Raw genomic sequence first — 26704 nt, forward strand, 5'->3', positions numbered from 1 at the left:
GCCTTAATCATCCGATGTCGGCGCCGCCCCCGTCGCGGCAGTGGTGGTGTTCGCGCCGACCTGCGCCGTGGTGACCGGTGGACCTTTCGCGATCACTGCCGCGAGCGTCGTCGCCTGCGGGCAGCCGCCCTTGCACAGTGACCGTACCTTGGCGAGATTCTGCCGCGCGCGCTCGACCGCGCCCTTGGCGACCATCGCCTCGCCCTGCCCGGCCAAAGCGTTGACGTCATTGGGTTCGAGCAGCAGCGCCTCGCGATAAAGACGGATCGCCTTCCCCGGCAGGCCACGCGCCTCCGCCACATCGGCCAGCGCGACGAAAGCCTGACGGTTGCGCGGGTCGACCGTCACCGCGGTTTCGAGCAGATCGGTCGCACCGTCGAGATTGCCCGCCGCGCGCGCCGCCTTGCCCTGCTGCAATAGCGCCATGCTGCGCGCATCGATCTGGTCGTCAGGCCGCTGCCCGTGGAGCGCGGTGGAGATCGACACCAGCGCCAGCGAGGCGGCCATGGCGACGGCGGTGAAACGCATGAACGGCTCCAGCTTCGACACGATCCGGCCCGGTTAGCATGGCGCCCGCAGCCGTGCGACGAAAAAACCGTCGGTATCGTCACCCGCAGGGGTCAGGCGGGTGCCGGCATGATGCGGGCGGCCGAACGGCAGGACGAGCGGCTCGGCCTGCCAGCCCGGATAGGCCGCGAGAAAGGCGTCGACCTGCGCCGCGCCCTCGCCCTCGAGCAACGAACAGACGATGTAGACGAGCGCGCCGCCGGGCTTCACCGCCCCCGCGCCAATCGAGAGAACGTGGCGCTGAGTTTCGATTAGCCGGTCGAGCCGCGCCGGGGTGAGGCGCCAGCGCGCCTCGGGGTTGCGCCGCCACGTGCCGGTGCCCGAGCACGGCGCGTCGATCAGCACCACGTCCGCCTGCACGTCCGCCAGCGCTTCGGCTTCGTGGTTTGGATCCAGCAGCCGCGTTTCGATGATCGTGGCGCCGGCCTTTTCGGCGCGCGGGGCGAGTCGCGATAGGCGGGCGCGGTCGATGTCGCTGGCGATGATGCGGCCTTCGTTCGCCATCTGCGCCGCCAGCGCGAGGCTTTTGCCGCCAGCGCCGGCACAGAGGTCGAGCACGGTCATGCCGGGCGCGACCGCCGCGGCGAGCGTGACAGTCTGGCTCCCGGCGTCCTGTACCTCGAGCGCGCCCGCGTGCGCGGCGATGTCGCTGCCGGCGGGAAGCCGGCGCGCGAGCGGAAGGCCGGGGATCGGCTCGGCACCCGGCAGGTCGAGATCGGCGTGATCGGGGTGGAGGCGAATGTCGAGGGGCGCACGGTCGATCAGCGCCGCCTGCTCTGCGTCGTCGATGCCGGCAGCGGCGAGCCGCTCGCTCAGCCAACGCGGATGGAGGCCCTCGGCGGCGGGGGCTTCGTCGCCGATCGGTGCGGGGCCGTGGGTCGAGCCGTCGAAGGTGGCGGCAAGCGACGGATCGGTCGCCGCGAGCGCGAGCATCGCGGCGCGGCCGTCGGCGGGACGCTCGCCGAGGCGGCGGACCGCGGCATAGACGAGTTCGCGCACGGCGCGGCGGTCCTTGGAGCCGGCGTAGCGGCGTTGCGCGAAATAGCGGGAGATCAGCGTATCGGCGGCCGCCCCGCCCTCACGCGCGGCGGTGACGATCGCATCGAGCAGGTCGATCGCGGCTTGGGTGCGGGCGGCGGGGGTCATTGCAATGCTTTCGGCAGGAGATGCGGCGCGGTGGTGGCGAGCGGCCCTTCGAGACGCGGCTTCGACAGGCTCAGCCGTTCCGCAGGGCGAACGGTGGGTGGAAGCGAATGTTGCGAATATTGAGACGCGGGTGGGGTGTTGATGAGGCGGATGGTGGGGTGAACGGGGACGCGCTTGCGGTTTGGCACTCTGCGTCCGTCGCTTCCGTCACCCCGGCGCAAGCCGGGGTCCAGTCGGGAAAACGCCCGTGGCTGCCACGGCCGTTCCGTTGCTGGACCCCGGCCTGCGCCGGGTTGACGATGAGGAGAGGAGTAGCGCGTGCGAATGTTGCGAATGCTCAGACCGTCGCGCGGTGTCGATGGCGTCCTCGCCCGGCCAGGACTAAGAAGCGGGATCCCGGCTTTCGCCGGGATGACGGCGTCGGGGCCGGACGTGAGCGCCACGCCGCCACGTCGGCGCTGCCCGCAATCTTGCGCGATCGTCATTCCGCCAATCTGCCAGACGCGCGCCGCGTAGGACAGCGGCGCGCGCCTCGGCGCCTCAGCGGGTCGGATAGTTCGGCGCCTCGCGGGTGATGGTCACGTCATGGACGTGGCTTTCCTTGAGCCCGGCCCCGGTGATCTGGACGAATTGCGCGCGCGCCTGCAGGTCCTTGATCGTCGCCGAGCCGGTATAGCCCATCGCCGCCTTGATGCCGCCGACGAGCTGGTGGATCACGTCGCGCGCCGGGCCCTTGTACGGCACCTGCCCTTCGATCCCTTCCGGCACCAGCTTGAGCTGGTCGCGCACCTCACCCTGGAAATAGCGGTCGGCCGAGCCGCGGCCCATCGCGCCGACACTGCCCATGCCGCGATAGGATTTGTACGCACGCCCCTGATAAAGGAAGGTCTCTCCCGGCGCTTCCTCGGTCCCGGCGAGCAGCGAGCCGACCATGCAGGTCGAGGCACCTGCCGCCAGCGCCTTGGCGAGATCGCCCGAGGTGCGCAGCCCGCCATCGGCGATCACCGGCACGCCGGCCTTTGCGGCGGCTTCGGCGCAGTCCATCACCGCGGTGAGCTGCGGCACGCCGACGCCCGCGACGACGCGCGTGGTGCAGATCGAGCCCGGGCCGATTCCGACCTTGATCCCGTCCGCGCCCGCATCGATCAGCGCGCGGGTCGCCTCGCCGGTGGCGACGTTGCCCGCGATCACCTGCACCGAATTGGAGAGCTTCTTGACGCGCTCGACCGCGCGCGCGACCTCGCTGTTGTGGCCATGCGCGGTGTCGATGACGATCAGGTCGCACTCGGCGTCGACGAGCGCCTCGGTGCGGCCGAAGCCCTTGTCGCCGACCGTCGTTGCGGCGGCGACGCGCAGGCGGCCGGCGGCGTCCTTGGTCGCCTCGGGGTACATGACCGCCTTTTCAATGTCCTTGACGGTGATGAGCCCGACGCAGCGATAGGCGTCGTCGACGACGAGCAGCTTCTCGATACGGCGCTGGTGGAGCAGGCGGCGCGCCTCTTCCTTGGCGACCCCGGTCGAGACGGTGACGAGATTCTCGCGGGTCATCAACTCGGCGACCGGCTGGTTGGGGTTTTCCGCGAAGCGCACGTCGCGGTTGGTGAGGATGCCGACCAGCTTGCCGTCGCTCTCCACCACCGGGATGCCGCTGATGCGGTGCGCGGCCATCAGCGCCTGCGCCTGTGCCAGCGTCGCCTGCGGCGCGATCGTGATCGGGTTGACGACCATCCCGCTCTCGAAGCGCTTGACCTGCCGGACCGCCGCGACCTGTTCGTCGACGGTCAGGTTGCGGTGGAGCACGCCCATCCCGCCGAGCTGCGCCATGACGATCGCCATGTCGGCCTCGGTGACGGTGTCCATCGCCGAGGACAGCACCGGGATGTTGAGCGAGATGCCGCGCGTCACCTGCGTCCGCGTATCGGCCTCGCCAGGGAGCACGCTCGACTCCGCCGGCACGAGCAGCACGTCGTCGAAGGTAAGGCCGAGGCGGATGTTCATGGAACGCCGAATCCTGTGGGGTGAGGAAGTGGCGCGCCATGTAACCGCAACGGGGGCGAAGGGCTAGTACCCTGCCCACGCCGAAGCCCCAATCCGTGTCGTCGCCCCGAAGGATGGCCAGGCTTTACGGCGTCGCTAGCCCCTCCCCTTCAGGGGAGGGGTTGGGGTGGGGCTGTTACAAACGACTGTCTCGGTGAGACACGCCCCACCCCCGACCCCTCCCCTGAAGGGGAGGGGTGAACACCTTCAGGCGTCGGCCCTTACCGCCTTCGGCGCGGCTTCACGAACGCCCTGGTCGACGTGCTCGGCGAATTGTGCGAAATTGTCGTTGAACAGGTCGACCAGCTTCGCCGCGGTCGCATCATACTCGGCCTTGTCGGCCCAGGTCGCGCGCGGATCGAGGATCGCGCTGTCGACGCCGGGCACCGACACCGGCACCTTGAACCCGAAGTTCGTGTCGGTGCGGAAGTCGGCGTGGTTGAGGCTGCCGTCGAGCGCGGCGTCCAGCAGCGCGCGGGTCGCCTTGATCGGCATCCGGTGGCCGGTGCCGTATTTGCCGCCGGTCCAGCCGGTGTTGACCAGCCAGCAATCGACCCCGCCCTTGGCGATCCGCTCCTTGAGCAGATTGCCGTAGACCGACGGATGACGCGGCATGAAGGGCGCGCCGAAGCAGGTCGAGAAGGTCGCATCCGGCTCGGTGACGCCGATCTCGGTGCCCGCGACGCGCGCGGTGTAGCCCGAGAGGAAGTGGTACATCGCCTGATCGGGGGTCAGCTTCGCGATCGGCGGCAGGATGCCATAGGCGTCGGCGGTCAGCATCACGATGCTGCGCGGCGTGCCACCCATATTCTCCTCCGACGCATTGGGAATGAAGTCGATCGGATAGGCACCGCGGCTGTTCTCGGCGAGGCTGTTGTCGTCGAGGTCGAGCTGACGGGTCACCTCGTCCATCACGACGTTTTCGAGCACGGTGCCGAAGCGCTTGGTGGTGGCGAAGATCTCGGGCTCGGCGTCGGCCGAGAGGCGGATCATCTTGGCGTAGCAGCCGCCCTCGAAATTGAAGACCGCGTCGTCGGACCAGCCATGCTCGTCATCACCGATCAGCATGCGCTTCGGATCGGCGGACAGCGTGGTCTTGCCGGTGCCCGACAGGCCGAAGAACACCGCGGTGCGCCCGTCCGCGCCCATGTTCGCGGAGCAGTGCATCGGCATCACGCCGGTCGGCGGGAGCAGATAGTTGAGGATGCCGAACACCGACTTCTTCATTTCGCCGGCATAGCGCGTGCCGCCGATCAGGATCAGCTTCTCGGTCATGTTGACCGCGATCACCGTCTCGCTGCGGCAGCCGTGGCGCGCGGGATCGGCGCGGAAGCTGGGCAGGTCGATGATCGTGTAATCGGGGACGAAGCCCTTGAGATCCTTCTCCTCGGGGCGGACCAGCATCGTGCGGATGAACAGATTGTGCCACGCCAGCTCGTTGATGACGCGGACGCGAACACGGTGCGACGGCTGCGACCCGCCGAACAGGTCCTGGACGAACAGGTCGCTCTTCGACCCGAGCGCGGTGAGGAAATCGGCCTTGAGCGCGGCGAAATGCGCCGGGTCCATCGCCTTGTTCGACTTGCCCCACCAGACGGTCGTTTCGGTTTCGGCGTCGCGGACGATGAACTTGTCCTGCGCCGAGCGGCCGGTGTGTGCGCCGGTTTCGACGACCAGCGGGCCGTCGGCGGAGAGCTTGCCCTCGCTGCGCGCGACGGCGGCTTCGGTCAGGCGCGCGGTGACGAGATTCCAGTGCAACGTGGCGCGGGTTTCGATGCCCTGCGTCTCCAGCCCGGCGTCGGGAATGCGATGGCTCAAGGGTCCGTCCTCCAAAGTGCGCCGTCATGGGCGCGTTCGATAACGGCGAAATACGCCGGTCCGTCGGCTGCGTCAAACATGTTAAACACACCGTTGTCCTGTTGTACTTGCCATTGAGCGACGCCGCGCTTTGGCTTACCCCGAACGTCGTGATGCACGGGACCAATCCATGACCGCCACGATCGCGCTGGTCGACGACGATCGCAACATCCTGACCTCGGTGTCGATCGCGCTGCAGGCCGAGGGGTTCATGACCCGGCTGTATTCGGACGGCGAGGCGGCGTTGAAGGCGCTGACCGACAATCCGCCCGATCTCGCGATCTTCGACATCAAGATGCCGAAGATGGACGGGCTGGAGCTGCTGCGGCGGCTGCGCGAAAAGAGCCGGCTGCCGGTGATCTTCCTGACCAGCAAGGATGACGAACTCGACGAGGCGTTGGGCCTTGCGATGGGTGCCGACGATTATATTGCCAAGCCGTTCAGCCAGCGGCTGCTGATCGCCCGCATCCGCGCGATCCTGCGCCGCACCGAGCCCGCCCAGGCCGGCGCCGAGGGGCAAGCCGACGCGGAAGGTCCGATCGAGCGCGGGCGGCTGGTGATGGACCCCGCGCGGCACCGCGTCACCTGGGACGGCAAGCCCGTCACGCTGACCGTCACCGAATTCCTGATCCTCGAGACGCTGGCGCAGCGTCCCGGCATCGTAAAGACCCGCAACCAGTTGATGGATGCGGCCTATCAGGATGACATCTACGTCGACGATCGCACGATCGACAGCCATATCAAACGCGTGCGCCGCAAGTTCCGCGAAGCCGACCCCGCCTTCGATTCGATCGAGACATTGTATGGCGCCGGCTACCGCTTTTCGGAGGAGTGACGCCGCCGAGCAGGCGCGCGCGTGGTCGGGCAAGGTCTCGCTCACGCCGCGCATTCTGGCGGTCAACGTCCTCGCGCTGCTGTTGCTGGCAGGCGGGTTCTTCTACCTTGAATCGTTCCGCAGCCGCATTCTCGACCAGCGCTCGACGCAGGCCGGGCGCGAGGTGCGGCTGATGACCGAGGCGCTGACGCCAATCGCGCTGGATGCGCGCGACGCGACGATCGCGCGGCTGGCGCGGGAGACCGGGACGCGCGTGCGGCTGTACGATCGGGGCGGCGCGCTGCTGGCCGACAGCCGTGCGCTCGGGATCGGCAATTTCCGCCTCGACGATCCCGACGACGACCCGCTCGCCCGGCGCAGCGCGCGCTGGCTCGACGCCGCGATCGACCGGATCGTCCGCGCCCCGCTCGCGCCCGGCTATCGCGAGCAGCGCGACGGCCGGCGCTGGCCCGACGTCAGCGCGGTCTTCACAGGCGCGGCGAGCGCGCAGACGCTGTGGCGCGCGCCCGACCGCACCCCGGTCATCACCGCCGCCGCTCCGCTGGGGCCGCACCTTGCGCTGCTGACCGCGGTCAACGCGCGCGACGTGACCGAACGCGTGCGCGCCGAGCGTTACCGGCTGAGCGTGGTGGTGCTGGTGGCGAGCGCGATCTCGATCGGGCTGTCGCTCTACCTCGCCCGGACGATCGTGGTGCCGCTGCGGCTGCTGGCGCGCGCGGCGGTGCGGGTGCGGCTGGGGCGCGCACGCGAGGTGACGGTGCCGCGGCTGCCCGAACGCCGCGACGAGATCGGGATGCTGGCGCGCGCGCTGTCCGACATGACGCTGGCGCTGCGCGCGCGGATCGACGCGACCGAGGCGTTCGCGGCCGATGTGACACACGAGCTGAAGAACCCCCTCGCCTCGTTGCGCTCCGCCACCGATGCGCTCAGTCGCGTCGAGCAGCCCAAACTGCGCGCCAGATTGCTCGCGATCGTCAACGACGACGTCCACCGGCTCGACCGGCTGATCAGCGATATCTCCGACGCCTCGCGGCTCGACGCGCAATTGAGCCGCGCGACCTTCGAGCCCGTCGACGTCGCGGCGATGCTGGCGGCGATGGTCGCGGAGCGTGAGGCGCGCGGGCCGGCGCATCACGTTCGCGTGCGCTTCGATCCGCTCGACGACGAGCTGGTCGTGGCGGGTGAAGGCGCGCGGCTGGAGCGCGTGTTCGCCAATCTGATCGACAATGCGATCTCCTTCTCGCCAGACGGCGGGACGGTGACGATCGCGGCGCGGCGTGACCGCTCGATGCTCGAGGTCTGGGTCGAGGACGAGGGTCCCGGCGTGCCCGAGGAAGCGCGCGAGGCGATCTTCCGCCGCTTTCATTCGGTGCGCCCGTCGCAGGAGACGTTCGGGCAGCATTCCGGGCTGGGGCTGGCGATCGCGCGGACGATCGTCGAGGCGCACCAGGGCGAGATTGGCGTTGAATCGCGCGAGGACCGGCTGAGCGGCGCACGCTTCGTGGTGCGGTTGCCGCTGGCGACGCGCGCATGACCGCGACCATCCATGCGACCTGTGTCGCGATCGGCGCGCGGGGCGTGCTGCTGACCGGGCCCTCGGGCGCGGGCAAAAGCGACCTCGCGATGCGACTGATCGACCGCGGGGCCGTTCTGGTCGCCGATGACTACACACTCCTTTCGTGCGAAAACGGCATGTTGATCGCGCGCTCCCCCGCCACGATCGCCGGCCGGATGGAGGTGCGCGGCATCGGGATCGTCGCGCGCCCGGCGTGTGCGGCGGTATCGGTGGCACTGTCGGTGGTGCTCGCGACCGAGGACGAACGGCTGCCCGAGCCCCGCACGATCATGCTCGACGGCGTTGCCGTGCCGGAGATCGTCATCGACCCGCGCTGGCCCTCCGCCCCGATCAAGGTGGAATGGGCGCTGGCCGGACAACCGCCTGTCAGGGAGGCCGAGCGATGAACGAAGTGCTGCTGGTGACCGGCATGGCCGGGGCGGGCGTCTCGACAGTGTTGAAGACGCTGGAGGATCTCGGCTGGGAAACGATCGACAACGTGCCGCTGTCGCTGTTGCCGCGGGTCGTCGCGCCGCCCGCCGACCCCGACGAGACCCCCCGCCCGCTGGCGATCGGCTTCGGGACGCGGACGCGCAACTTCGACGCCGACACCGCGCTGCGCCGCTTCGAGGAATTGCGCCAGCGCGGCGACAATGTCGGGCTGCTGTTCCTCGACTGTTCGGGCGAGGAGCTGACGCGGCGCTTCGCCGAGACGCGCCGCCGCCATCCGCTCGCCGACGATCGCCCCGCCGTCGAGGGTATTCAGCGCGAGCGGCGCCTGCTCGCGCCATTGCGTGAGCGCGCCAACCGCCTGATCGACACGACAACGTTCAAGGCCAATACGTTGGCGCAACAGGTGCGCGAGATGTTCGCGCGCGACACCGGAGTCGGTACGACGCTGACGATCGAGTCGTTCGGCTTCGCACGCGGCATCCCGGCCGGGGTGGATATGGTGTTCGACATGCGCTTCCTGCGGAACCCGCATTGGGACCCGGCGCTGCGTCCCCATACGGGACAGGACCCGGCGGTCGCGGCCTATATTGCCGCCGACCCGGCGTACGAGGAAGCGGTGGGCAGGATCGAGGACCTGCTGCTGTTGCTGCTGCCGCGCTACCGTGCGGAGGGAAAACCCTACGTCACGGTGGCGTTCGGGTGCACGGGGGGCAAGCATCGCTCGGTTCATGTCGCCGAGCGCGTCGCTGGACGGTTGCGCGATGCGGGTTTATGCCCCACCATCGTGCATCGGGACCTTGCGGCGGCCCCGCAGGATGCGCTCGAGGGACGCCCACACGGTCAATGAACGGATTGTCGAAGCAAATGTCGGGGCCAGTGATCGGATTGGTGCTCGTCACCCATGGGCGGCTTGCTGATGAATTCGTGGTCGCGATGGAGCACGTCGTCGGCCCGCAGCGACAGGTGCGGACCGTCGCGATCGGGCCGGAGGACGATATGGAGGCGCGCCGTGCCGACATCGCCGCCGCGATCGCCGAGGTTGACGAAGGCCGCGGCGTGATCGTGCTGACCGACCTGTTCGGCGGCACACCCTCCAATCTCGCCATCTCGCTGATGGAGCGCGGGCGCGTCGAGGTAATCGCGGGGATCAACTTGCCGATGCTGATCCGGCTGGAATCGGCACGCAAGGCGATGACGGTGGTTGCCGCGGTCGCCGCCGCGCGCGAGGCGGGGCGGAAGTATATCTCGGTCGCGTCCGAGGTGCTGGGCGAGGCCGCGGCATGACGGTGTCGCGCACGGTCGAGGTCACCAATCGCCGCGGGCTGCATGCGCGCGCCAGCGCCAAGTTCGTGACGCTGGCCAGCGGCCAGCCTGCGCCGGTCAAGGTCGCCAAGGGCGATTCGGAAGTGATCGGGACATCGATCATGGGTTTGATGATGCTCGGCGCTGCAAAGGGCGATCACATCACCATCTCGGCCGACGGCGAGCAGGCCGAGCATGTGGTCGAGGCGATGTGCGCGCTGGTCGAGGGCAAGTTCGGCGAGGACTGATCCTCCGCCGTTTGCTTCCTATGCCCAAAGTCATCACCTCCTTTTCCAATCCGCTGGTCAAGCGCGTGCAGGCGTTGCGCGACAAACGCCATCGTCGTGAGGAAGGGCTGTTCCTCGCCGAGGGGCTGCGAATCCTGACCGAAGCGCTGGAAACCGGGCGCATCCCGCGCATCCTGTTTTTCGCGGCGGCGAGCGCGGGGCATCCGTTGGTCCGCGCGTTGATCGACGCGGTCGAGGGGGATTATGGCGAAGCGGTCGAGACGACACCCGACATCCTCTCCAAATTGTCGGGCAAGGACAATCCGCAGGCGGTGGTCGGCGTGTTCGACACGTTCGAGACGGTGCTCGGCGAGCTGGACCGCAGCGCTGCGCCGATCTGGCTGGTGGCGGAGCGGCTGCGCGATCCGGGCAATCTCGGAACGATTTTGCGCACCGGCGACGCGGTCGGCGCGGGCGCGCTGATCCTCGTCGACGAATGCGTCGATCCCTTCTCGACCGAAGCGGTGCGCGCCAGCATGGGGGCACTGTTCACCGTTCCGATCGTGCGCGTGATCTGGCCGGAGTTCCTGTCGTGGCTGCGCGAGGGGCCGGGGCAGCTGGTCGGGCTGAGCCTGCAGACCGAGAACGGTTACCGCGACGCGCCCTACGCCGCGCCGACCTTCCTGCTAACCGGCAACGAGGCGCAGGGGCTGCCGGAAGAATATGAGTCGGAGTGCGATCTGCTGGTGAAGATGCCGATGCTGGGCAAGGCGGACAGCCTAAACGCGGCGGTGGCGACGGCGGTGATGGCGTATGAGGTGCTCGCGCGGCATCGGTGAGGTGGTGGCGGGTCATCCGTCCGTCAGCGCCTCGACCGTTCCGACAGGATCGAGCACGAACTCGCGGTAGAGGCGGTAATGGTCGGTATCCTCCAGCCGGATCGGATCGATACCGGCGCGGGTCATCGACAGCAGCCGAACGTCCGGCGTCGCCATCAGGATCGGCGAGTGGGTGACGACGATCACCTGCGCCACGCGGGCTTCGGCAATGGCACGCAGTAAGGTGACGAACTCGAACTGTCGTCGCGGCGACAGCGCCGACTCCGGTTCGTCAAAGAGGAAGATACCGGGATTTAGGCAGCGTTCGGCAAAGAATCTCAGGAAGCCCTCGCCATGCGAGTGCGAAAGGAAGTCCGGTGGTGCGGCCCCAACGTCGAGCGCAGCCTGGTCCAGATAACGCGATACGCCGAAGAAGCTTTCGGCGCGGAAGAACCAGCCCTGCCCCATCTTCGGTAACCAGCTCGCGCGCAGGACGTCCTGCAGGCGATCGCCATTCTGCTCGACCGCCGTGCTATGATCGAGGGGGCGATATCCCGGGCCGCCGCCGGCGTGATCGAAGCCCGCCAGCGCGCCAATCCCTTCGAGCAGCGTGGATTTGCCGACGCCGTTCTCCCCGACGATGATCGTCACCGCGCGATCGAAGTGCAGGACGAAATCCTCGTCGCGGAACAGCGGCAGATTGAAGGGATAGGTCGAACGATCGAGCGTGACATCGTCGCGCAGCCGCACCTGCTTGAGATAGGGCGGCGCAAGCTTCGTCCGATAACCCCGTGCCATCGCTATTCCGCCGCATCCTCCACCGCGACCAGCTTGGTCAGCGGACGTGCGGCCTGTTCGCCGACCGGCAAAGTCTCAATTGACTTGTTGCCGGTGTCAATGTTGAGCGACTCGAACCGCCGCGCGCTGGTCAGCACCTGACTTTCGAGGCTACCGACAAAGCTGTTGTACGCGCCCATCGCGGTGTCGAGGTTCTTGCCGAGCCGTGCGACGTGCCCACCCATCACGGCGAGCCGCTGGTACAATTCCTTGCCGAGCGCGCCGATCTCCTGCGCCTCGCGCGCCAGTTTCTCCTGTCGCCACACCGCCGAGACGGTGCGCGCGATCGCGATCAGGTTGGTCGGGGTGGCGAGCAGCACGCGGCGCTCGAAGGCGTAATCCCATAGCCCGGCGTCATGTTCGAGCGCGGCGGAGAGGAAATGCTCGCCGGGGACGAACATCACGACATATTCGGGCGTATCGTCGAACTGCGTCCAATAGGCCTTGGCGCCGAGCGCGTTGACGTGCGCGCGCATCGAGGCGGCATGCGCGGCGAGCCCCAGCTGCCGCTCGGCCTCGTCAACCGCGCCGAATGCGTCCTGATAGGCGTTGAGTGACACCTTGGCGTCTACGATCAGCGACTTGCCGCCGGGGACGCGGACGATCGCATCGGGACGCAGCCGCGCGCCTTCGTCGCCGGTGACGCTGACCTCCATGCGGAAATCGGTGTGTTCGGCCAGCCCGCACGATTCGAGGACGTTGCGAAGCTGTTGCTCGCCCCAGCGGCCGCGCGCCTTGGGGGCGTTGCGGAGTGCGTTGACCAGCTTGGCCGCCTCGCCCGAGACACGCTCCTGCCCGACGCGCATCGCCTCGATCTGGCCCTTGAGTTCACCGAAGGCATCGCGGCGCTCGGCCTCGACCCTGGCGACGCCCTCCTCGTAGCGGAGCAGACGGTCGTTGACCGGCTGGAGCAAGGCGCGCAGTCCCTGCCCCGATTGCTCCTCGGCCTGGCGGAAGCGCGCCTCGGCGCGTTCGAGGAACTGCTTCTGTGCCTCACCCAGCGCGTTCTGCGCGACCTCGCGGAAGCGCAGGCTCATCTCGTCAGCGGCGGCGCGCAGGTCGGCGATGCGTTGCTCGGCAGCCCGGCCCTCCGCCTCCAGCCGTGAGACCTGCAAGCGCGCGGCCTCGCGCTCGTCGCGCGCCTGCGCCAGCTCGGTGCGGAGCGTCTCGGCAGCCCGGGCGCGCTCCTCGGCGCCGGCGAGGTCGGTGATCGCGCGCTTGAACTGTTCGGCGTGCGCGTCGCGCTCGCGGCGGAAGCCATCCGCCCCGCGCTTCCCGGCCAGCCATCCGAGCAAGGCGCCGAGCGCGAGCGCGATCAGCGCGACGAGGATATATTCGACCATCTATGGAACATAGATCGAACGGGGCAGTGGCGACAACCGCTAATTGCCGCCCGCTCGCCTGCGATCAGCCGCGGCGGAGCTTGTCGAGCTTCTTGAGCAACATGCCGCGCTTCAGCCGCGAAATGTGGTCGATGAACAGGACGCCATTCAGATGATCGATCTCATGCTGCATACATGTCGACATCAAACCGTCGAACTCGGCCTCCTGCCGCGCACCGTCGGTGTCGAGCCATGTGACGCGACAGCGGGTCGGACGCGTGACTTCGGCATATTGCTCCGGGATCGACAGACAGCCTTCGTTGTAGCTTGCGGTTTCCTCGCTAACCCACGTGAGTTCGGGGTTGATGAAGGCGTGCGGGTCACGCGCCGCCTCGCGCGGCTCGTCCTCCCCCAGCTCACGTTCCTGCAGGTCGATGACGACGATCCGCTGCATGATGCCGACCTGCACCGCCGCCAGCCCGATGCCATGCGCGTCGTACATGGTGTCGAACATGTCGGCGACGATCGCGCGGACAGCGTCGTTTACGTCCGGCGCCGGCGCGGCGGTTTCGCGCAGACGCGCGTCGGGAACTTCTACGATCGGGAGAATGGCCATGGCGCGGGGCTAGAAGCGCGTCGCCGGCCCGTCAAGCGACCGGGCGGCGCGCGCGCAGCGCCTGCGCCAGCGTGCCCTCGTCGAGATAATCGAGCTCGCCGCCGACCGGCAGGCCGTGCGCGAGCTGCGTAAGCCGGACCGGATAGCGCTCCAGCCGCTCCGCCAGATAATGTGCGGTGGTCTGTCCCTCCAGCGTGGCATTCATCGCCAGCACGACCTCGTCGACCACGCCGCCGGCGACCCGCGCGATAAGGCCCTCGATCGCGAGATCCTCGGGCCGGACGCCCTCCAGCGCGGACAGTCGCCCGCCAAGCACATGGAACCGGCCCGGAAACAGCCGCCCGCGTTCGAGCGCCCACAAGTCGCTGACATCCTCGACCACGCACAGGCTGCGCGCGTCGCGGCGCGGATCGGCGCAGATCTGGCAGGGATCACTGGTGTCGACATTGCCGCACAGGCCGCAGGTTGCGAGTCGTTCCTCCACCGCCGTCAACGCTGCGCGCAACGGCGCGAGCGACGCCTCGCGACGCTTGAGCAGATGGAGCACCGCGCGTCGCGCCGAGCGGGGGCCGAGACCGGGGAGCCGCGCCAGCGCGCTCGTCAGCGCCTCGATCTCGGGTGATGCCATGCGGAACAGATAGGGGGTTGCGCGGCGCGCCGCCAGCGTGTCGAGAGAGGCGATGCGGATCATCTTCATGGGAACCCCGGCGTTCGCGGTGCCGACGCTGGAGGCGCTCGTCGCAGACGGACACGAGGTAGTCGTGGCGTACAGCCAGCCGCCGCGGCCGGGTGGGCGGCGCGGACGCGAGCTGGTGCGCGCGCCGGTGCATATCCGGGCGGACGAACTCGGCATACCGGTCGTGACGCCGATGACGTTGCGCAACGCTGCAGCGCAGGCCGCGTTCTCCGCGCACCAGGCGGACGTCGCAGTCGTGGCGGCCTACGGGCTGATCCTGCCGCGCGCGGTGCTCGAGGCGCCGCGGCTCGGGTGTTTGAACGTCCACGGATCGCTGCTGCCGCGCTGGCGCGGAGCCGCGCCGGTACAGCGCGCGATCCTTGCCGGGGACGCGGAGACCGGTGTCGGGATCATGCAGATGGAAGCCGGTCTCGATACCGGGCCGGTCCGGCGCGAGGCGCGGACGCCGATCGATGGCAAGAATGCCGGACAACTGACTGACGAGCTGGCCTTGATGGGCGCACGGTTGATGGTGGAGGTGTTGCGCGATCCGGACGCCTGCCCACCCGTCGCGCAGCCGGTTGAAGGCGTCACTTATGCCGAGAAAATCCGCAAGGACGAGGCGCGGATCGACTTCGGTGCGGATGCCGCGCAGGTCGTGCGGCAGGTCGCGGCCTTTTGTCCGGTGCCGGGTGCCTTCTTCGAGCGTCAGGGCGAACGGGTGAAGGTGCTCGAAGCCGAACTGGCGGAGGCTCACGGTCCGCCGGGCGAGGTATTCGACGATACCTTGACGATCACCTGCGGGAAAGGCGCGATTCGACCGGTACGGGTGCAGCGGGCGGGTCGCGGCGTGATGAGCGTTGCGGAGTTGTTGCGCGGGTTCCCGATCCCGGTCGGCACGCAGCTGTGACGCGTTTCGCGCTGACTGTCGAGTTCGATGGCCGGCCGTTCATGGGCTGGCAGCGGCAGGCGCATGGGCCGAGCGTCCAGCAGGCGATCGAGGAAGCAGCGCTGGCGGTGACCGGCGAGCAGGTCGTGGTACATTGCGCCGGACGCACCGATGCCGGCGTCCATGGACTGGGCATGCGCGCGCATCTGGAGATCGCCAAGCCGATCGGCGCGTTCCGGCTGAGCCAGGCGCTCAACGCACGGCTGCGCCCCGCACCGGTCTCGATCCTCGATTGCACCGAGGTCGGCGAAGAATTTCACGCGCGTTTTTCGTGTCTTGCGCGCGCTTATGAATATCGGATCGTCAATCGTCGCGCCCCGCTGACTTTCGAGAAAGGGCTGGCGTGGCAGATCCCGCAACCGCTCGACGCGGCGGCGATGCACACAGCGGCGCAGCGACTGGTCGGCACGCACGACTTTACCACCTTTCGCTCGGCGCATTGCCAGTCGGCGAGCCCGCTCAAGTCGATCGACTGGTTCGAGGTGGTGCGAGACGATGAGCGGGTGACCGCACGGGTCGAGGCGCGCTCGTTCCTCCACCATCAGGTGCGTTCGATGGTCGGCTGCCTGGCGCTGGTCGGCACGGGGCGTTGGTCGACGGACGATCTCGGCGACGCGCTGCGCGCCGCCGATCGCGGGCGGCTGGGGCTGAACGCACCACCGGACGGGCTGTTCTTCGTGAAGGCGCTCTATGCAGGCGACCGGCTGAAGCGCGACGCCAGTTCGACGTGCGTCGACCAGCGGAACTGACCGACCGGCTGGACCCAATCGAGCGTGTAGCCGGCTTTGCACAAATCCTGCGCATCCCGCGCGAAGCTGCCGGGATTGCAGGAAACATAGCCGATCGTCGCGACCTTTGACGCGGCGAGTTGCAGCACCTGCTCGCGTGCGCCCGCGCGCGGCGGATCGAGCACGACCGCGTCGAAGCGATCGAGCTCGGCAGTGGTCAACGGTCGGCGAAAAAGGTCGCGTTGCTCGGTGAACACCGGCCGCTGCGCGCGCCCTGCCGCCGCCTTGAGCGCCATGATCGCGTCGCGCGCGCTCTCGGCCGCATAGACGCGCGCGTCGAGCGAAAGCGCGAACGTACCGAGCCCGGCGAACAGATCGGCGACGATCCGCGCGCCTTGCACCGCTTCGCGTGTCGCAGCGACCAGCGCGGCCTCGCCTTCGACGGTCGCCTGCAGGAACGACCCCGGCGGCAGCGGCACCGCGACGCCGCCGAGCGTGATCGTCACCGGCTCCGGCTCCCAGTGCGTTTCCGGTCCGATGCCGTCGTCGAAGGCAACGCGAGCAACGCCATGCGCCTGCGCAAGGGCGGTGAGCGCATCGTGGTGGGCGAGCCCCTCGGGCGCCACGCCCCTGACCAGCACGTCGACGCCCTGGTCGGCGAGCGTCAGATGAACGTCGAGGCGGCGCTTGGCCTTTAAGCTCGGCAGCAACCGCTTGAGCGGGCGGACCAGCGCGAACAGTTCGGGCGCAAGCACATGGCACTCGTGAAGGTCGACGATCTGGTGGCTGCGCTCGGCGGTGAAGCCCATCCGTCCCGATGGCTCGACGTGGAGCGAGGCACGACGGCGCGTGCGCGGCGGCGACAGCGCGGGCGGGCGGATCGGTGCGGGCACGCCATGTGCATCGAGTACGGAAGCGATCCGATCGGTGATGAATGCCGACCAGCTTTCGTCGTCGAGATGCTGGAGCTGGCAGCCGCCGCATTCGGGATAGTGGCGACAGGCCGGATCGATATGGTGCGGGCCGGCGATGATCGCACCGTCGTCGGTCAGCGTGTCGCCGGGGGCGGCGAGCGCGACATGCCGGCCGTCCCCGGCGATCCCTTCGCCACGCGCGGCGACGCGGACGATCACGCTCATGCGCGGGCTCCGGCAAGCGCAACGGCGAGATCGTCGGCGATGAACGCGGGGCCGAGCCGCCGCGCGGCCTCCGCGTGCAGCCACACACCGGCCGAAGCGCCGTCGAGCGCAGTGCGACCGTCGGCGAGCATTGCGGCGATCGCGCCGGCCAGCACGTCGCCGCTGCCGGCGGTCGACAGCCAGGACGTCGCCTCCCCGGCGATGATCGCGCGGCCATCAGGCGCGGCGATGACGGTGTCGGGCCCCTTGAAGACAATCGTCGCATCCGCGCGGGCCGCAGCATCGCGCGCCGCGGCGAGCTTGCTGCCGGCCGGCGCGCCGAACAGCGCCGCGAACTCGCCCGCGTGCGGGGTCAGGATCAGCGGTGCACGCCGGTCGCGGAGCCGCTCGGGGGTGACGAGATGGAGCGCGTCGCCGTCGACGACCAGCGGGTGGTCGGTGGCGAGCGCCTGTTCGAGCAGCGCGCGGGCGTCGTCGTCGCGTCCAAGGCCCGGGCCGACCAGCAGCGCGCCGATCCGCGGGTCGGCGAGCGCTTCCGCGTCGCAGCGGCGGCGGACCAGTGCGTGCGGCGCGCCGGGTATCGTCGGCCCGAGCAGCTCCACATACCCCGCGCCCGCGTGCATCGCCGCGCTGGCGGCGAGCTGCGCCGCGCCTGCCATCCGCCCGCGCACCACCGCGACCATGCCGCGCGTGAACTTGTGCGCGTCGACCGGCGGCGCGGTGGGGTCGGGGTGCGCAAGGACCTGCGTGGCGCTGTCCGTGGCGACGCCGATCGGGATCACGCGGACCGCGCCGCAGCGCGCCGCGGCGGGCTGGAGCAGATGCGCCGGCTTGGCGGCGCCGAGCGCGAGCGTGACATGGTACGGCGGGACGTCGCCGAGCAGTGCCCCATCATCGGTGGCAACGCCGCTCGGCACGTCGACTGCAATAGCCAGATTAGCTTGTCGAATCAGTTTGTTGAGGAACGAACTTGTGTCTTCTTCGAGCGCGCGCGTCAGCCCGGTGCCGAACAACGCGTCGACCAGCACCGGCGCCGGCGCGGCGGTGGCGAGCTGCTCGACCGGGCCGCCCCAGAGCGCGCGTGCGGCGATCGCGGCGGGTGTGCGCGGCTCAACCGCTGCGGCGACGCGAACCAACCGCCCCGCGGCGTGGAGACGGGCCGCTGCGACATAGCCGTCTCCGCCATTGTGGCCCGGGCCGCACAGAATCAGCACGTCGTTGACACCCGCGAGCCGCCGGACCGCGCCGGCGATCCCGGCCCCGGCACGCTGCATCAGCGTGTCGACACTGGTGCCAGCGGCGATGGCGGCCGCTTCCGCCGCACGCATCTCGGCGGCGGTGAGCACGGCGGTTCCGGCGATCGGGATCATGACCGCCGCGCCTATGCCACCTCCCCGCTGCCGTCAAATATCGGCGAACACGTGCCGTTCGGCCTTTGCTCCCGGGTGGGTCACCGCGCCCTTGTACGCCGGGCCGACGTTCTGCGCATAGCGCCACAAGGCGCCCGCGCCGTAATCGTTCTGGCGCGCCTGCCAGCGCGAGCGCCGCTCGGCGAGCAGCGCCTCGTCGACGAGCAGGTCGATCGTTCCCGCCTCGGCGTCGATGCGGATCGAGTCGCCATCCTCCACCAGCGCGATCGGGCCGCCATCGGCGGCCTCCGGGCCGACATGGCCGATGCAGAAGCCGCGCGTCCCACCCGAGAAACGCCCGTCAGTGATGAGCGCAACCTTCTCGCCCATCCCGAGCCCGTAGAGCGCGGCGGTGGTCGAGAGCATCTCACGCATGCCGGGTCCGCCCTTCGGCCCTTCGTAGCGGATGATGATGACTTCGCCCTCGTTGATCCGGCGCGCCTCGACCGCCGCGAAGGCGTCCTCCTCGCAATCGAAGCAGCGCGCCGGCCCTTCGAATTGCAGGCGGTGCATTCCCGCGACCTTGACGATCGCGCCATCGGGAGCGAGCGACCCGCGCAAGCCGACGACGCCGCCGGTCGGCGTGATCGGGGTCGCGACGTCGTAGATGACCTTCTGGTCGGGGTTCCACGTCACCTCGTCGATGTTCTCGCCCAGCGTCTTGCCCGTGACGGTCAGGCACTCGCCATCGAGCAGCCCGCCGGCCAGCATCGTCTTCATCAGCATGTAGACGCCGCCCGCCTCGTACATGTCCTTGGCAACGTATTGGCCACCCGGCTTGAGATCGGCGATGTAAGGCGTTGATTTGAACGCCTCGGCAACGTCGAACAGGTCGAAGTCGATCCCCGCCTCGCTCGCCATCGCGGGCAGGTGCAGCGCGGCGTTGGTCGAGCCGCCGGTCGCCGCGACGACCCGCGCGGCGTTGATGAACGCGCTGCGGGTGCAAATGTCGCGCGGGCGCAGGTTGCGCGCGACCAGCTCCATCACTTGCGCGCCGGCCGCGACCGCGATCTGCTCGCGCGTGGTATAAGGCGCGGGGACCATGTTGCTGTTGGGGAGCGACAGGCCGATCGCCTCGCCGACGCAGGCCATCGTGTTGGCGGTGAACTGCCCGCCGCACGCACCGTGGCCGGGACACGCGACCTTTTCCAGCTCGTGCACCTCGGACAAGGGGCACGCGCCCGCGGCATATTTGCCGACCACCTCAAAGACATCGACGACGGTCACGTCGCGATCGTGGAAGCGGCCGGGGAGGATCGAGCCGCCGTAGACGAAGATCGACGGCACGTTGAGCCGCAGCATCGCCATCATCATCCCGGGTAGCGACTTGTCGCATCCCGCGAAGCCGACCAGCGCGTCATAGCAATGGCCCCGCACCGACAGTTCGACCGAGTCGGCGATCACCTCGCGGCTGACCAACGAGGATTTCATCCCCTGGTGCCCCATCGCGATCCCGTCAGTGACGGTGATCGTATTGAAGCGGCGCGGCATCCCGCCGCCCTGCTCGACCCCGCGCCGCGCAGCGTCGGCCTGCGCGTTCAGGGTCGTGTTGCACGGTGCACTGTCATTGCCTGCGGAGGCGAGCGCGACGAACGGGCGCGCGATCTCCTCCTCGGTCAGCCCCATCGCATAATAATAGCTGCGGTGCGGCGCGCGTTCGGGGCCGACCGACACGTGGCGGCTCGGCAGGCGGGACTTGTCGAAGGTCTGGGTCATGATGCGCACGCCTATGTCGCCGAAGGCGGGCGTTGCGCAAGTATTATGCGTCAGACGAGTTGGCTGAGCGCCTTGTCGACCCCGTCGATCGTGAACGGCTTGGCGAGACGCGGACGTTGACGGTGGGTCGGCGCGATCTCCTCGCCGCCACCGCCCGTGGCGAAGACGAACGGGATGTTGCGCTCGGCCAACGCGTCGGCGATCGCGAAGCTCTTCTCGCCGCCACGCAGGTTGACGTCGAGGATAGCGGCGTCGAAGCCACCCGCCTCGACCATCGGCAATGCCGAGGCGACGCTGTCGGCGGTGCCGGCATGCGTCTTGTCGAGTGCGTCGAGAAAATCCTCGAGCATCATCGCGATCAGGGGTTCGTCTTCGACCAAAAGCACACGCATCGTCATGGCAAAACGCCATAGCGCGCTCGCGCGCTCGCGCAACAGCTGTCAGGAGTCGGCGCGGGCGCCTTCCTCCTGCGCAACGAGCACGTCGCGGGTCGCCTCCGCCAGTTGCTGTACCGAGAAGGGCTTGGGAAGGAAGGCGACATTGTCGAGGTCGATCGAGCGGCGCAATTGCTCCTCCGCATAGCCCGACATGAACAGGATCGGGATTCCCGGGTGGATCTTGCGCAGCTGGCGCGCGAGCGTCGGGCCGTCCATCAGCGGCATCATAACGTCGGAGATGACCAGCGCCGGACGGTCGACGCCCTGCATCAGCTCCATCGCCGCCTCGCCGTTTTCGGCGGCAAGCACGGTATAGCCCTGCCGCGCCAGCGCGCGCTCGGCCACCGCGCGGACCATGTCCTCGTCCTCGACCAGCAGAATCGTCCCGCTGCCCCAGAGGTCGCCCGAGCGATGTCGCGCCGCCTGCTTGACCTGCGCCGCGACGGTCACGGCATCGGTAACTCCTGCGGTATGGACCGGCAGATAGATGGTGAAGGTCGCGCCGCGGCCGGGCCGCGAGTCGGCGAAGATGAATCCGCCCGACTGCTTCACGATGCCGTAGACGGTCGACAGCCCGAGGCCGGTGCCCTTGCCGACCTCCTTGGTGGTGAAGAACGGCTCGAAGATCTTGGGCAACACCTCCGGGGGGATGCCGGTGCCGGTGTCGGAGATTTCGAGCGCGGTATAGTCACCGCTCGGGATGATGTCGCCGCGACGGCGGATTTCGGCGATCGGCACGGAACGGGTCTGGATCGTCAGCTTGCCGCTGTTGCCGGTGCTGAGCATCGCATCGCGCGCGTTGACCGCAAGGTTGACCACCACCTGCTCCAGCTGCCCCGGATCGGCGCGCACCGGGCCAAGATCGCGGCCGTGCTTGACCTCCATCGTCACCGTCTCGCCCATCAGGCGGCGGAGCAGGTTCGACACTTCCGAGACGACATCGGGAAGTTGCAACACCTGCGGACGCAAGGTCTGCTGCCGCGAGAAAGCGAGCAATTGCCGCGTCAGGCTGGCGGCGCGGTTGGAGTTGGCGCGGATCTGCTGGATGTCGTCGTAATCGCTGTCGCCGGGCGAATGGCGCATCAGCATCAGGTCGCAATGGCCGATGATCGCGGTGAGGATGTTGTTGAAGTCGTGCGCCACGCCACCCGCAAGCTGGCCGACCGCCTGCATCTTGGTCGCCTGCGCCACCTCGCGCTTCAGGCGATTCTCCTCGCCATTGTCCTTCAGGCTGAGCAGTACCGCGGCATCGCCGAGCCCGCGCGCCGCCGCAATGGACAGCGCGACCGGCTCATCGGGGTGATCCTTCAGCCGCACCGCCAGGTCGGTCGAGCGCGCCGCGGTGCTGGTGAAGCGGCGGATCGCGTCGGCGACCGCGCTCTTGTCCTCGCGCACCACCAGATCGCCCGGATAGATCGGCGGCGCAGCGGTATCGACATCCGCCGCCCGCGCGAAGGCGCTGTTCATCTGCAGGAACCGCCCCTCACGATCGACGAGCGCGACTCCGAACGGCATCAGCATCAGCAGCGCCTCGATCCCGTCGCCCGACCCACCGCCCAGCGATGGATCGCTGTCAACCAACGCGACGAGGATCGCCGCCTCGGGATCATCGGCAAGCGGGATTTGCACCAGCCGCAACGGGTTCGCGGTGCTGCCCTCCGCAACGAAACGCACCAGCCCGGCCCGATCCTCGGCCAGAAAGCGTGCAAGATCCTCGCCGATGATCGGCTGGTCAGCGGACGCGCCCGCACGCGTCCTCAAGACGGCGTTGGCGGAAATCACATAGCCTTCGGCGGTGATCAGCGCCGCCATCACGCCCGCCGCGCCAAGCTGCGTGCCCAGCGCACCGTCGAGCGCCTCCATTAACCGCGCCGGCAGACCGGGTGACACGGTACGCGCAGCGAACCGCCAGACCAGCACGTCCTGCTGCTGCCCCGCGCGGGTGATCGTCGCCTCGATCGCGCCGACCGCACCCTTCAGCGTGACGCTCGCCCGACCGTCGCGCCACGCCGTACGCCCCGCCACTTCCAGCTCGCCCGCGCCATCGCCGGCCAGTGGCAGCGAAGGCGGGGTCGGGAAGCCGGCGAACAGTTGTTCGTAATGGTCGTTGGCGCACACCAGCCGACCGCTGCGATCGGTGATCGCGACGCCTTCGGGACTCGACTCCGCCATGACGCGCAGCAATTCCCAGTCATAGGTGACCGAGATCGGCTCGCCGGTCGCCCGCCGCAACCGGACGATCGCGATCCCTGCGCCGCCCAATACCAACGCTGCGGCGAGGAACCCGCCTGCGACGGTCGCGTCGCCGACCAGCCACAGGATCAGCGCGGCCGCCGCCAGCCCGGCGATCCCCGCGATCGCCAGCGCGGCGACCCCGCCGTCGAGCCACCGGCGCTTTCCCTCGATCGTGGCGAGCCGCATCACCGTCGTTCAGCCGATCACCAGATCCGCACCCGCGCATCGGGCGCGAGATACAGCTTCTGCCCCGGCTGCGGATTGAACGCCGGATACCACGGATCCATGTTGCGAACGATATTGCCGCGCTGCTCCGAGGGCGCATGCGGATCGGTGAGCAGGCGCTGGCGGAGGTTCGCCTCGCGATAATTGCGACGCCAGACCTGCGCCCAGCCGAGATAGAAACGCTGATCGCCGCTGAAGCCGTCGATCACCGGCGCCGGCTTGCCGCCGAGCGTGGCGACATAGGCGTCATGTGCCGCGGCAAGCCCGGCGAGATCCGCGGAGTTTTCGCCGAGCGTCAGCTCGCCCTTTACATGCATCCCCGGCAACGGTTCGTAGGCGTCATATTGCTTGGCGAGCCGTTCGCTAAGCGCCTTGAACTTCTGGACGTCGCCGTCGGTCCACCATTGCGTCAGCCGGCCCTTGCTGTCGTATTTCGCGCCCTGGTCGTCGAAATGATGGCTGATCTCGTGCCCGATCACCGCGCCGATCCCGCCATAATTGACCGCCGGATCGGCCTTGGGATCGAAGAACGGCGGCTGGAGGATCGCGGCCGGGAAGGTGATCGCGACCAGCCCGAAATTGGCCTGTGCGTTCACCGTCATCGGCGCCATGCCCCATTCCCAGCGATAGATCGGCTTGCCGAGCTTGGTGACGTTGTAATCGTGCCGCCACTGGTTGGCGCGCAGCATGTTGCCGAACGCGTCGTTGCCGCGGACCTCGAGGTTCGAATAATCGCGCCACTGGTCGGGGTAGCCGATCCGCGGGGTGAAGGCGGCGAGCTTGGCAAGCGCCTTCTGCTTGGTCTCGGGCGCCATCCAGTCGAGCTTTTCGACGCGCTGGCCGAGCGCGGCGAGCACGTTCTTGACCATCTCGTCCGCCGCCGCCTTGGTCTCGGGCGGGAAGTAGCGCGCGACATAGACCTTGCCGACCTCGTCGGTCAGCGCCTCCGAGGTGAAGGCGACACTGCGCTTCCAGCGCTCGCGCTGCTGCGGGGTGCCGCTCAGCACCGTGCCGTTGAACGCGAAGCTCTCCGCGTCGATGGCCCTGGGCAGCACGTCGGCGAAGCCGTCGAGGCTGCGCACCAGCAACTGGTCGCGCAGCACCGCGATCGGCGTGGCCGCGATCAATCTGGCGGTGCCGGCGATCGCGGTCGGCTGTGCGACGATCAGCGTCGGCGCGCTCGCCTTTTCGGCCTTGAGGAAAGTCGCGAAATCGAAGCCGGGCGCGCTCTGGCGCAATTGCTCGAGCGTCATCTTGTTATAGGTCTTGTCGGCGTCGCGGCTGTCGATGCGGGTCCAGTGGACGCGCGCCAGCTCGGTCTCGAACGCCACCAGCGCGGCGGCGCGCGCCTCGCCGTCCGGCTCACCCGCCAGCGTCAGCAGCTTGGCGAGATGCGCCTGATAGGCCGCCTTGGTCTGCATCAGCTTGGCGTCGGTCGACAGGTAATAGTCGCGGTCGGGCATCCCCAGCCCGTTCTGCATCAGGTTCACCGCATAGGTGTCCGGGTCCTTGTCGTCCTGCCCGACGTACAGGCCGAACGGGATGTCGACGCCGTTGCGATCGGCCTCGGCGAGAAGCGCGGGATAGCCGGCCTTGTCGACCTTGCGGATCTTCGCCAGCCACGGCTGGATCGGCTTCAACCCGGCATTCTCGATCGCGTTCGTGTCGAGGAAGGCGGCATAGGCGGCGCCGATCTTCGAGCGCGGATCTCCCTTCGCCGCCTCGAGGATGGTGCGGGTGCGGTCGCGCGACAGATCCTGCAACACGTTGAACGCGCCGTAGTTCGACTCGTCGGCGGGGATCGCGGTGTTCTTCGCCCAGGTGCCGTTGGCGAAGCCGTAGAAATCGTCGCCGGGCTGGACGCTGCGGTCCATGCCCGCGGCGTCGAACCCGAACGTGCCATAGGTCGGGCGGTCGCCGGAAGCCGACACGCCAGGGGCCGGCGCGCCCGGCGCCGCCTGCTGCTGCGCGGACTGGGCGAGCAACGCGGCGGGGACCAGCGCGAACAGCGAAGTAACGGTGACGGCAAGAAAACGCATGTACAAGGCATCCTTCGGGAAAGCCGCTGAATGCCGGGTTTGTAACGAGCCGTGACCGCGTGTGCTAGTTACCGTGGTGACGGTGTCGCCACTTGCGCGCGATCCACAGCCGCCACATCAGCGCCGCCAGCCCGTAGCCGAGCAGCGCACCGATTACCGAACAGACGACCATCCCGACCGCCGTGGCGGGGCCGACGTCCTGCAGCAGCCAGTCGACCCAGCCCGGCGCGGCCTGCACCGCATCGCCCAGCGGCTGCCCGGGCACCGCCCGGTCGACGTGCAGCAACCAGCCGCCGACCTTATAGTACATGATGAACAGCAGCGGCGTGGTCAGCGGGTTGGTGAAGAAGGTGGTGAGCGCGGCCGCCGGCACGTTGGCGCGCAGAGGCAGCGCGAGCACCGCGGAGGCCGGGATCTGCCCAAGCGGAATCAGGATGCCGGTGAACATCCCCAGCGCCACGCCGCGCGGGACCGAGCGGCGGGTGAAGCGCCACAGTTCCGGCGCGAGTACGCGGTGCGCGACCGGGCGCAGCACGCGGCTGTTCTCCATCGATTCGCGCGTCGGCAGGTTGCGGCGGCTCCACGCCGCGAGACGTTCCCACAGGGTCACGGGCCGCGTCGCCACGGATCAGCCGTGATCGCGCAGGATGCGCCCGGCCTCGCGCTTCCAGTCACGCTCTTTGATATGCTCGCGCTTGTCGTGCGCCTTGCGCCCCTTGGCGAGTGCCAGTTCCACTTTCGCGCGACCCTGCCCGTTGAAATAGATCATCAACGGCACCAGCGTCATGCCGTCCCGCGCGACGGCGCCGTGCAGCTTGTTTATCTCACGCTCATGAAGCAGCAGTTTACGGGGCCGCTTGGGTTCGTGGTTGAAGCGATTGCCGTGGCTGAATTCGGGGATGTTCGAATTGACCAGCCACACCTCGTCGCCCTTCACCTCGGCATAGCTCTCCGCAATCGAGCCCTCGCCGAAGCGCAGCGATTTCACCTCGGTACCGGTGAGTACGATCCCCGCCTCATAGGTGGTGTCGACCGCATAATCGAAGCGGGCGCGGCGATTCTCGGCGACGATCTTCTTCTTGTCGAAGGTGGCGGGTTTGGGACGCGACATGCGGGCGATGTAGGCGCGACCGGCGTGAGGGGCAAACGGCTAACGCCGAGATTTTCCGAGCGGGATCTTGAGCCGGATCATCGCGCGGTTGCTCTGCACACCGCCGACTGTCGCGGCCTCGGCCTCCGCGACCAGTGCGGCGCGGCCGCCAATGATGCCGGTTTCGGCTTTCGGAAATGCCGGGGCGTCGGGGTCGTAGCGGTCGGTCAGCGGGCGGAGGCGGTAGCGGTCCGGATCGGGGCGACGGCCGCAGACGACGACATCGTTGCCGGTCGGCGCGCGGCATGGATCAGCGACCGCGGGCTTGTCGAGCAATGGACCGGCGACGACGGACTGGAAGAAGAACCAGAGCGCCGTCATGTCCTAGCTCCGAAGAGAGGCCGTCATCGCGAGCGCAGCGAAGCAACGAGGGCGTCCTGATCCGAAGCTGGATTGCTTCGCTGCGCTCGCAATGACGGAGGGGTCACG

Annotated in this window: 26 protein-coding genes; 9 read left to right on the forward strand and 17 right to left on the reverse strand. The window is 68.6% G+C overall.

Annotated elements, in window-relative coordinates; genetic code table 11:
• Positions 1-3 precede the first annotated feature (3 nt).
• The 4 genes from BACI71_RS13630 to BACI71_RS13645 all read right to left on the reverse strand — a co-directional run bounded on the left by BACI71_RS13630 (position 4) and on the right by BACI71_RS13645 (position 5568).
• Positions 4-528 (reverse strand): tetratricopeptide repeat protein, encoded by a 525-nt coding sequence (locus BACI71_RS13630; RefSeq protein ID WP_159759480.1) that lies wholly within the window; start codon positions 526-528, stop codon positions 4-6.
• Between the two features lie 33 nt (positions 529-561).
• Positions 562-1713 carry an RsmB/NOP family class I SAM-dependent RNA methyltransferase gene (locus tag BACI71_RS13635; protein WP_159759482.1) on the reverse strand — a complete coding sequence of 384 codons (1152 nt, stop codon included), beginning with the start codon at positions 1711-1713 and terminating at the stop codon, positions 562-564.
• Positions 1714-2253: 540 nt separating this feature from the next.
• Positions 2254-3711 carry an IMP dehydrogenase gene (gene guaB / locus BACI71_RS13640; RefSeq protein WP_159759484.1) on the reverse strand — a complete coding sequence of 486 codons (1458 nt, stop codon included), beginning with the start codon at positions 3709-3711 and terminating at the stop codon, positions 2254-2256.
• Positions 3712-3957: 246 nt separating this feature from the next.
• Positions 3958-5568 (reverse strand): phosphoenolpyruvate carboxykinase, encoded by a 1611-nt coding sequence (locus BACI71_RS13645; protein ID WP_159759486.1) that lies wholly within the window; start codon positions 5566-5568, stop codon positions 3958-3960.
• Between the two features lie 169 nt (positions 5569-5737).
• Between BACI71_RS13645 and BACI71_RS13650 the strand changes: the two genes are divergently transcribed.
• Genes BACI71_RS13650 through BACI71_RS13680 form a run of 7 tightly spaced genes read left to right on the forward strand, consistent with a single transcriptional unit; the run spans position 5738 to position 10818 of the window.
• The gene (locus BACI71_RS13650; RefSeq protein ID WP_159759488.1) at positions 5738-6442 is read left to right on the forward strand and encodes a response regulator transcription factor; all 705 of its coding nucleotides are present in this window, start codon (positions 5738-5740) and stop codon (positions 6440-6442) included.
• Positions 6411-7976 (forward strand): sensor histidine kinase, encoded by a 1566-nt coding sequence (locus BACI71_RS13655; protein WP_159759490.1) that lies wholly within the window; start codon positions 6411-6413, stop codon positions 7974-7976. Before BACI71_RS13650 ends, BACI71_RS13655 begins: the two co-directional genes overlap by 32 nt.
• A complete protein-coding gene (locus tag BACI71_RS13660; RefSeq protein ID WP_159759492.1) occupies positions 7973-8404 on the forward strand; it encodes an HPr kinase/phosphorylase in 432 nt (143 codons plus the stop codon). The genes BACI71_RS13655 and BACI71_RS13660 overlap by 4 nt, the downstream gene beginning before the upstream one ends.
• On the forward strand, positions 8401-9297 hold the full coding sequence (rapZ, locus tag BACI71_RS13665) for an RNase adapter RapZ (protein WP_159759494.1): 897 nt from the start codon (positions 8401-8403) through the stop codon (positions 9295-9297). Before BACI71_RS13660 ends, rapZ begins: the two co-directional genes overlap by 4 nt.
• A 29-nt stretch (positions 9298-9326) precedes the next feature.
• A complete protein-coding gene (locus tag BACI71_RS13670) occupies positions 9327-9734 on the forward strand; it encodes a PTS sugar transporter subunit IIA (RefSeq protein ID WP_028965961.1) in 408 nt (135 codons plus the stop codon).
• Positions 9731-10000, forward strand: a complete 270-nt coding sequence (locus BACI71_RS13675) for an HPr family phosphocarrier protein (protein WP_159759496.1) — start codon at positions 9731-9733, stop codon at positions 9998-10000. Before BACI71_RS13670 ends, BACI71_RS13675 begins: the two co-directional genes overlap by 4 nt.
• A gap of 20 nt (positions 10001-10020) precedes the next feature.
• The gene (locus BACI71_RS13680) at positions 10021-10818 is read left to right on the forward strand and encodes a TrmH family RNA methyltransferase (protein WP_159759498.1); all 798 of its coding nucleotides are present in this window, start codon (positions 10021-10023) and stop codon (positions 10816-10818) included.
• A gap of 12 nt (positions 10819-10830) precedes the next feature.
• Here the strand turns inward: BACI71_RS13680 and BACI71_RS13685 are convergent, their stop codons facing one another.
• The 4 genes from BACI71_RS13685 to recR form a co-directional block, all read right to left on the reverse strand.
• Positions 10831-11547, reverse strand: a complete 717-nt coding sequence (locus tag BACI71_RS13685; RefSeq protein WP_236552985.1) for an AAA family ATPase — start codon at positions 11545-11547, stop codon at positions 10831-10833.
• Positions 11548-11597: 50 nt separating this feature from the next.
• Positions 11598-12977 (reverse strand): DNA recombination protein RmuC, encoded by a 1380-nt coding sequence (locus tag BACI71_RS13690; protein ID WP_159759502.1) that lies wholly within the window; start codon positions 12975-12977, stop codon positions 11598-11600.
• A 64-nt stretch (positions 12978-13041) separates the two neighbouring features.
• Positions 13042-13572, reverse strand: a complete 531-nt coding sequence (gene def, locus BACI71_RS13695; RefSeq protein WP_159759504.1) for a peptide deformylase — start codon at positions 13570-13572, stop codon at positions 13042-13044.
• Between the two features lie 31 nt (positions 13573-13603).
• Positions 13604-14200, reverse strand: a complete 597-nt coding sequence (gene recR / locus BACI71_RS13700) for a recombination mediator RecR (RefSeq protein WP_159761219.1) — start codon at positions 14198-14200, stop codon at positions 13604-13606.
• A gap of 52 nt (positions 14201-14252) precedes the next feature.
• Here recR and fmt point away from each other — a divergent pair, with 52 nt between their 5' ends.
• Both fmt and truA read left to right on the forward strand, forming a co-directional pair.
• Positions 14253-15158: a methionyl-tRNA formyltransferase gene (fmt, locus tag BACI71_RS13705; protein ID WP_159759506.1), complete on the forward strand. Its 906-nt coding sequence runs from the start codon at positions 14253-14255 to the stop codon at positions 15156-15158.
• Positions 15155-15946, forward strand: a complete 792-nt coding sequence (gene truA / locus BACI71_RS13710) for a tRNA pseudouridine(38-40) synthase TruA (RefSeq protein ID WP_159759508.1) — start codon at positions 15155-15157, stop codon at positions 15944-15946. The genes fmt and truA overlap by 4 nt, the downstream gene beginning before the upstream one ends.
• On the opposite strand, the gene BACI71_RS13715 is transcribed toward truA, so the two are convergent.
• The 9 genes from BACI71_RS13715 to BACI71_RS13755 all read right to left on the reverse strand — a co-directional run bounded on the left by BACI71_RS13715 (position 15886) and on the right by BACI71_RS13755 (position 26596).
• Entirely contained in the window at positions 15886-17064 is a 1179-nt protein-coding gene (locus BACI71_RS13715) for a class I SAM-dependent RNA methyltransferase (protein WP_159759510.1), read from the reverse strand. The two genes, truA and BACI71_RS13715, sit on opposite strands and share 61 nt — an antisense overlap.
• Positions 17061-18434 carry an NAD(P)H-hydrate dehydratase gene (locus tag BACI71_RS13720; RefSeq protein WP_159759512.1) on the reverse strand — a complete coding sequence of 458 codons (1374 nt, stop codon included), beginning with the start codon at positions 18432-18434 and terminating at the stop codon, positions 17061-17063. Before BACI71_RS13720 ends, BACI71_RS13715 begins: the two co-directional genes overlap by 4 nt.
• A gap of 33 nt (positions 18435-18467) precedes the next feature.
• The gene (ilvD, locus tag BACI71_RS13725) at positions 18468-20189 is read right to left on the reverse strand and encodes a dihydroxy-acid dehydratase (protein WP_159759514.1); all 1722 of its coding nucleotides are present in this window, start codon (positions 20187-20189) and stop codon (positions 18468-18470) included.
• Between the two features lie 50 nt (positions 20190-20239).
• The gene (locus tag BACI71_RS13730) at positions 20240-20587 is read right to left on the reverse strand and encodes a response regulator (protein ID WP_159759516.1); all 348 of its coding nucleotides are present in this window, start codon (positions 20585-20587) and stop codon (positions 20240-20242) included.
• A gap of 42 nt (positions 20588-20629) precedes the next feature.
• Complete coding sequence (locus tag BACI71_RS13735; RefSeq protein WP_159759518.1) at positions 20630-23047, reverse strand: ATP-binding protein; 2418 nt, start codon at positions 23045-23047, stop codon at positions 20630-20632.
• Between the two features lie 17 nt (positions 23048-23064).
• Positions 23065-25125 (reverse strand): M13 family metallopeptidase, encoded by a 2061-nt coding sequence (locus BACI71_RS13740; RefSeq protein ID WP_159759520.1) that lies wholly within the window; start codon positions 25123-25125, stop codon positions 23065-23067.
• A 64-nt stretch (positions 25126-25189) separates the two neighbouring features.
• Positions 25190-25750 (reverse strand): DUF2062 domain-containing protein, encoded by a 561-nt coding sequence (locus tag BACI71_RS13745; RefSeq protein ID WP_236552986.1) that lies wholly within the window; start codon positions 25748-25750, stop codon positions 25190-25192.
• Positions 25751-25753: 3 nt separating this feature from the next.
• Complete coding sequence (smpB, locus tag BACI71_RS13750) at positions 25754-26236, reverse strand: SsrA-binding protein SmpB (protein WP_159759522.1); 483 nt, start codon at positions 26234-26236, stop codon at positions 25754-25756.
• A gap of 39 nt (positions 26237-26275) precedes the next feature.
• Positions 26276-26596 (reverse strand): hypothetical protein, encoded by a 321-nt coding sequence (locus BACI71_RS13755; protein WP_159759524.1) that lies wholly within the window; start codon positions 26594-26596, stop codon positions 26276-26278.
• Positions 26597-26704: the final 108 nt, after the last annotated feature.

The organism is Sphingomonas sp. 8AM (assembly GCF_902506455.1).
GTDB lineage: Bacteria > Pseudomonadota > Alphaproteobacteria > Sphingomonadales > Sphingomonadaceae > Sphingomonas.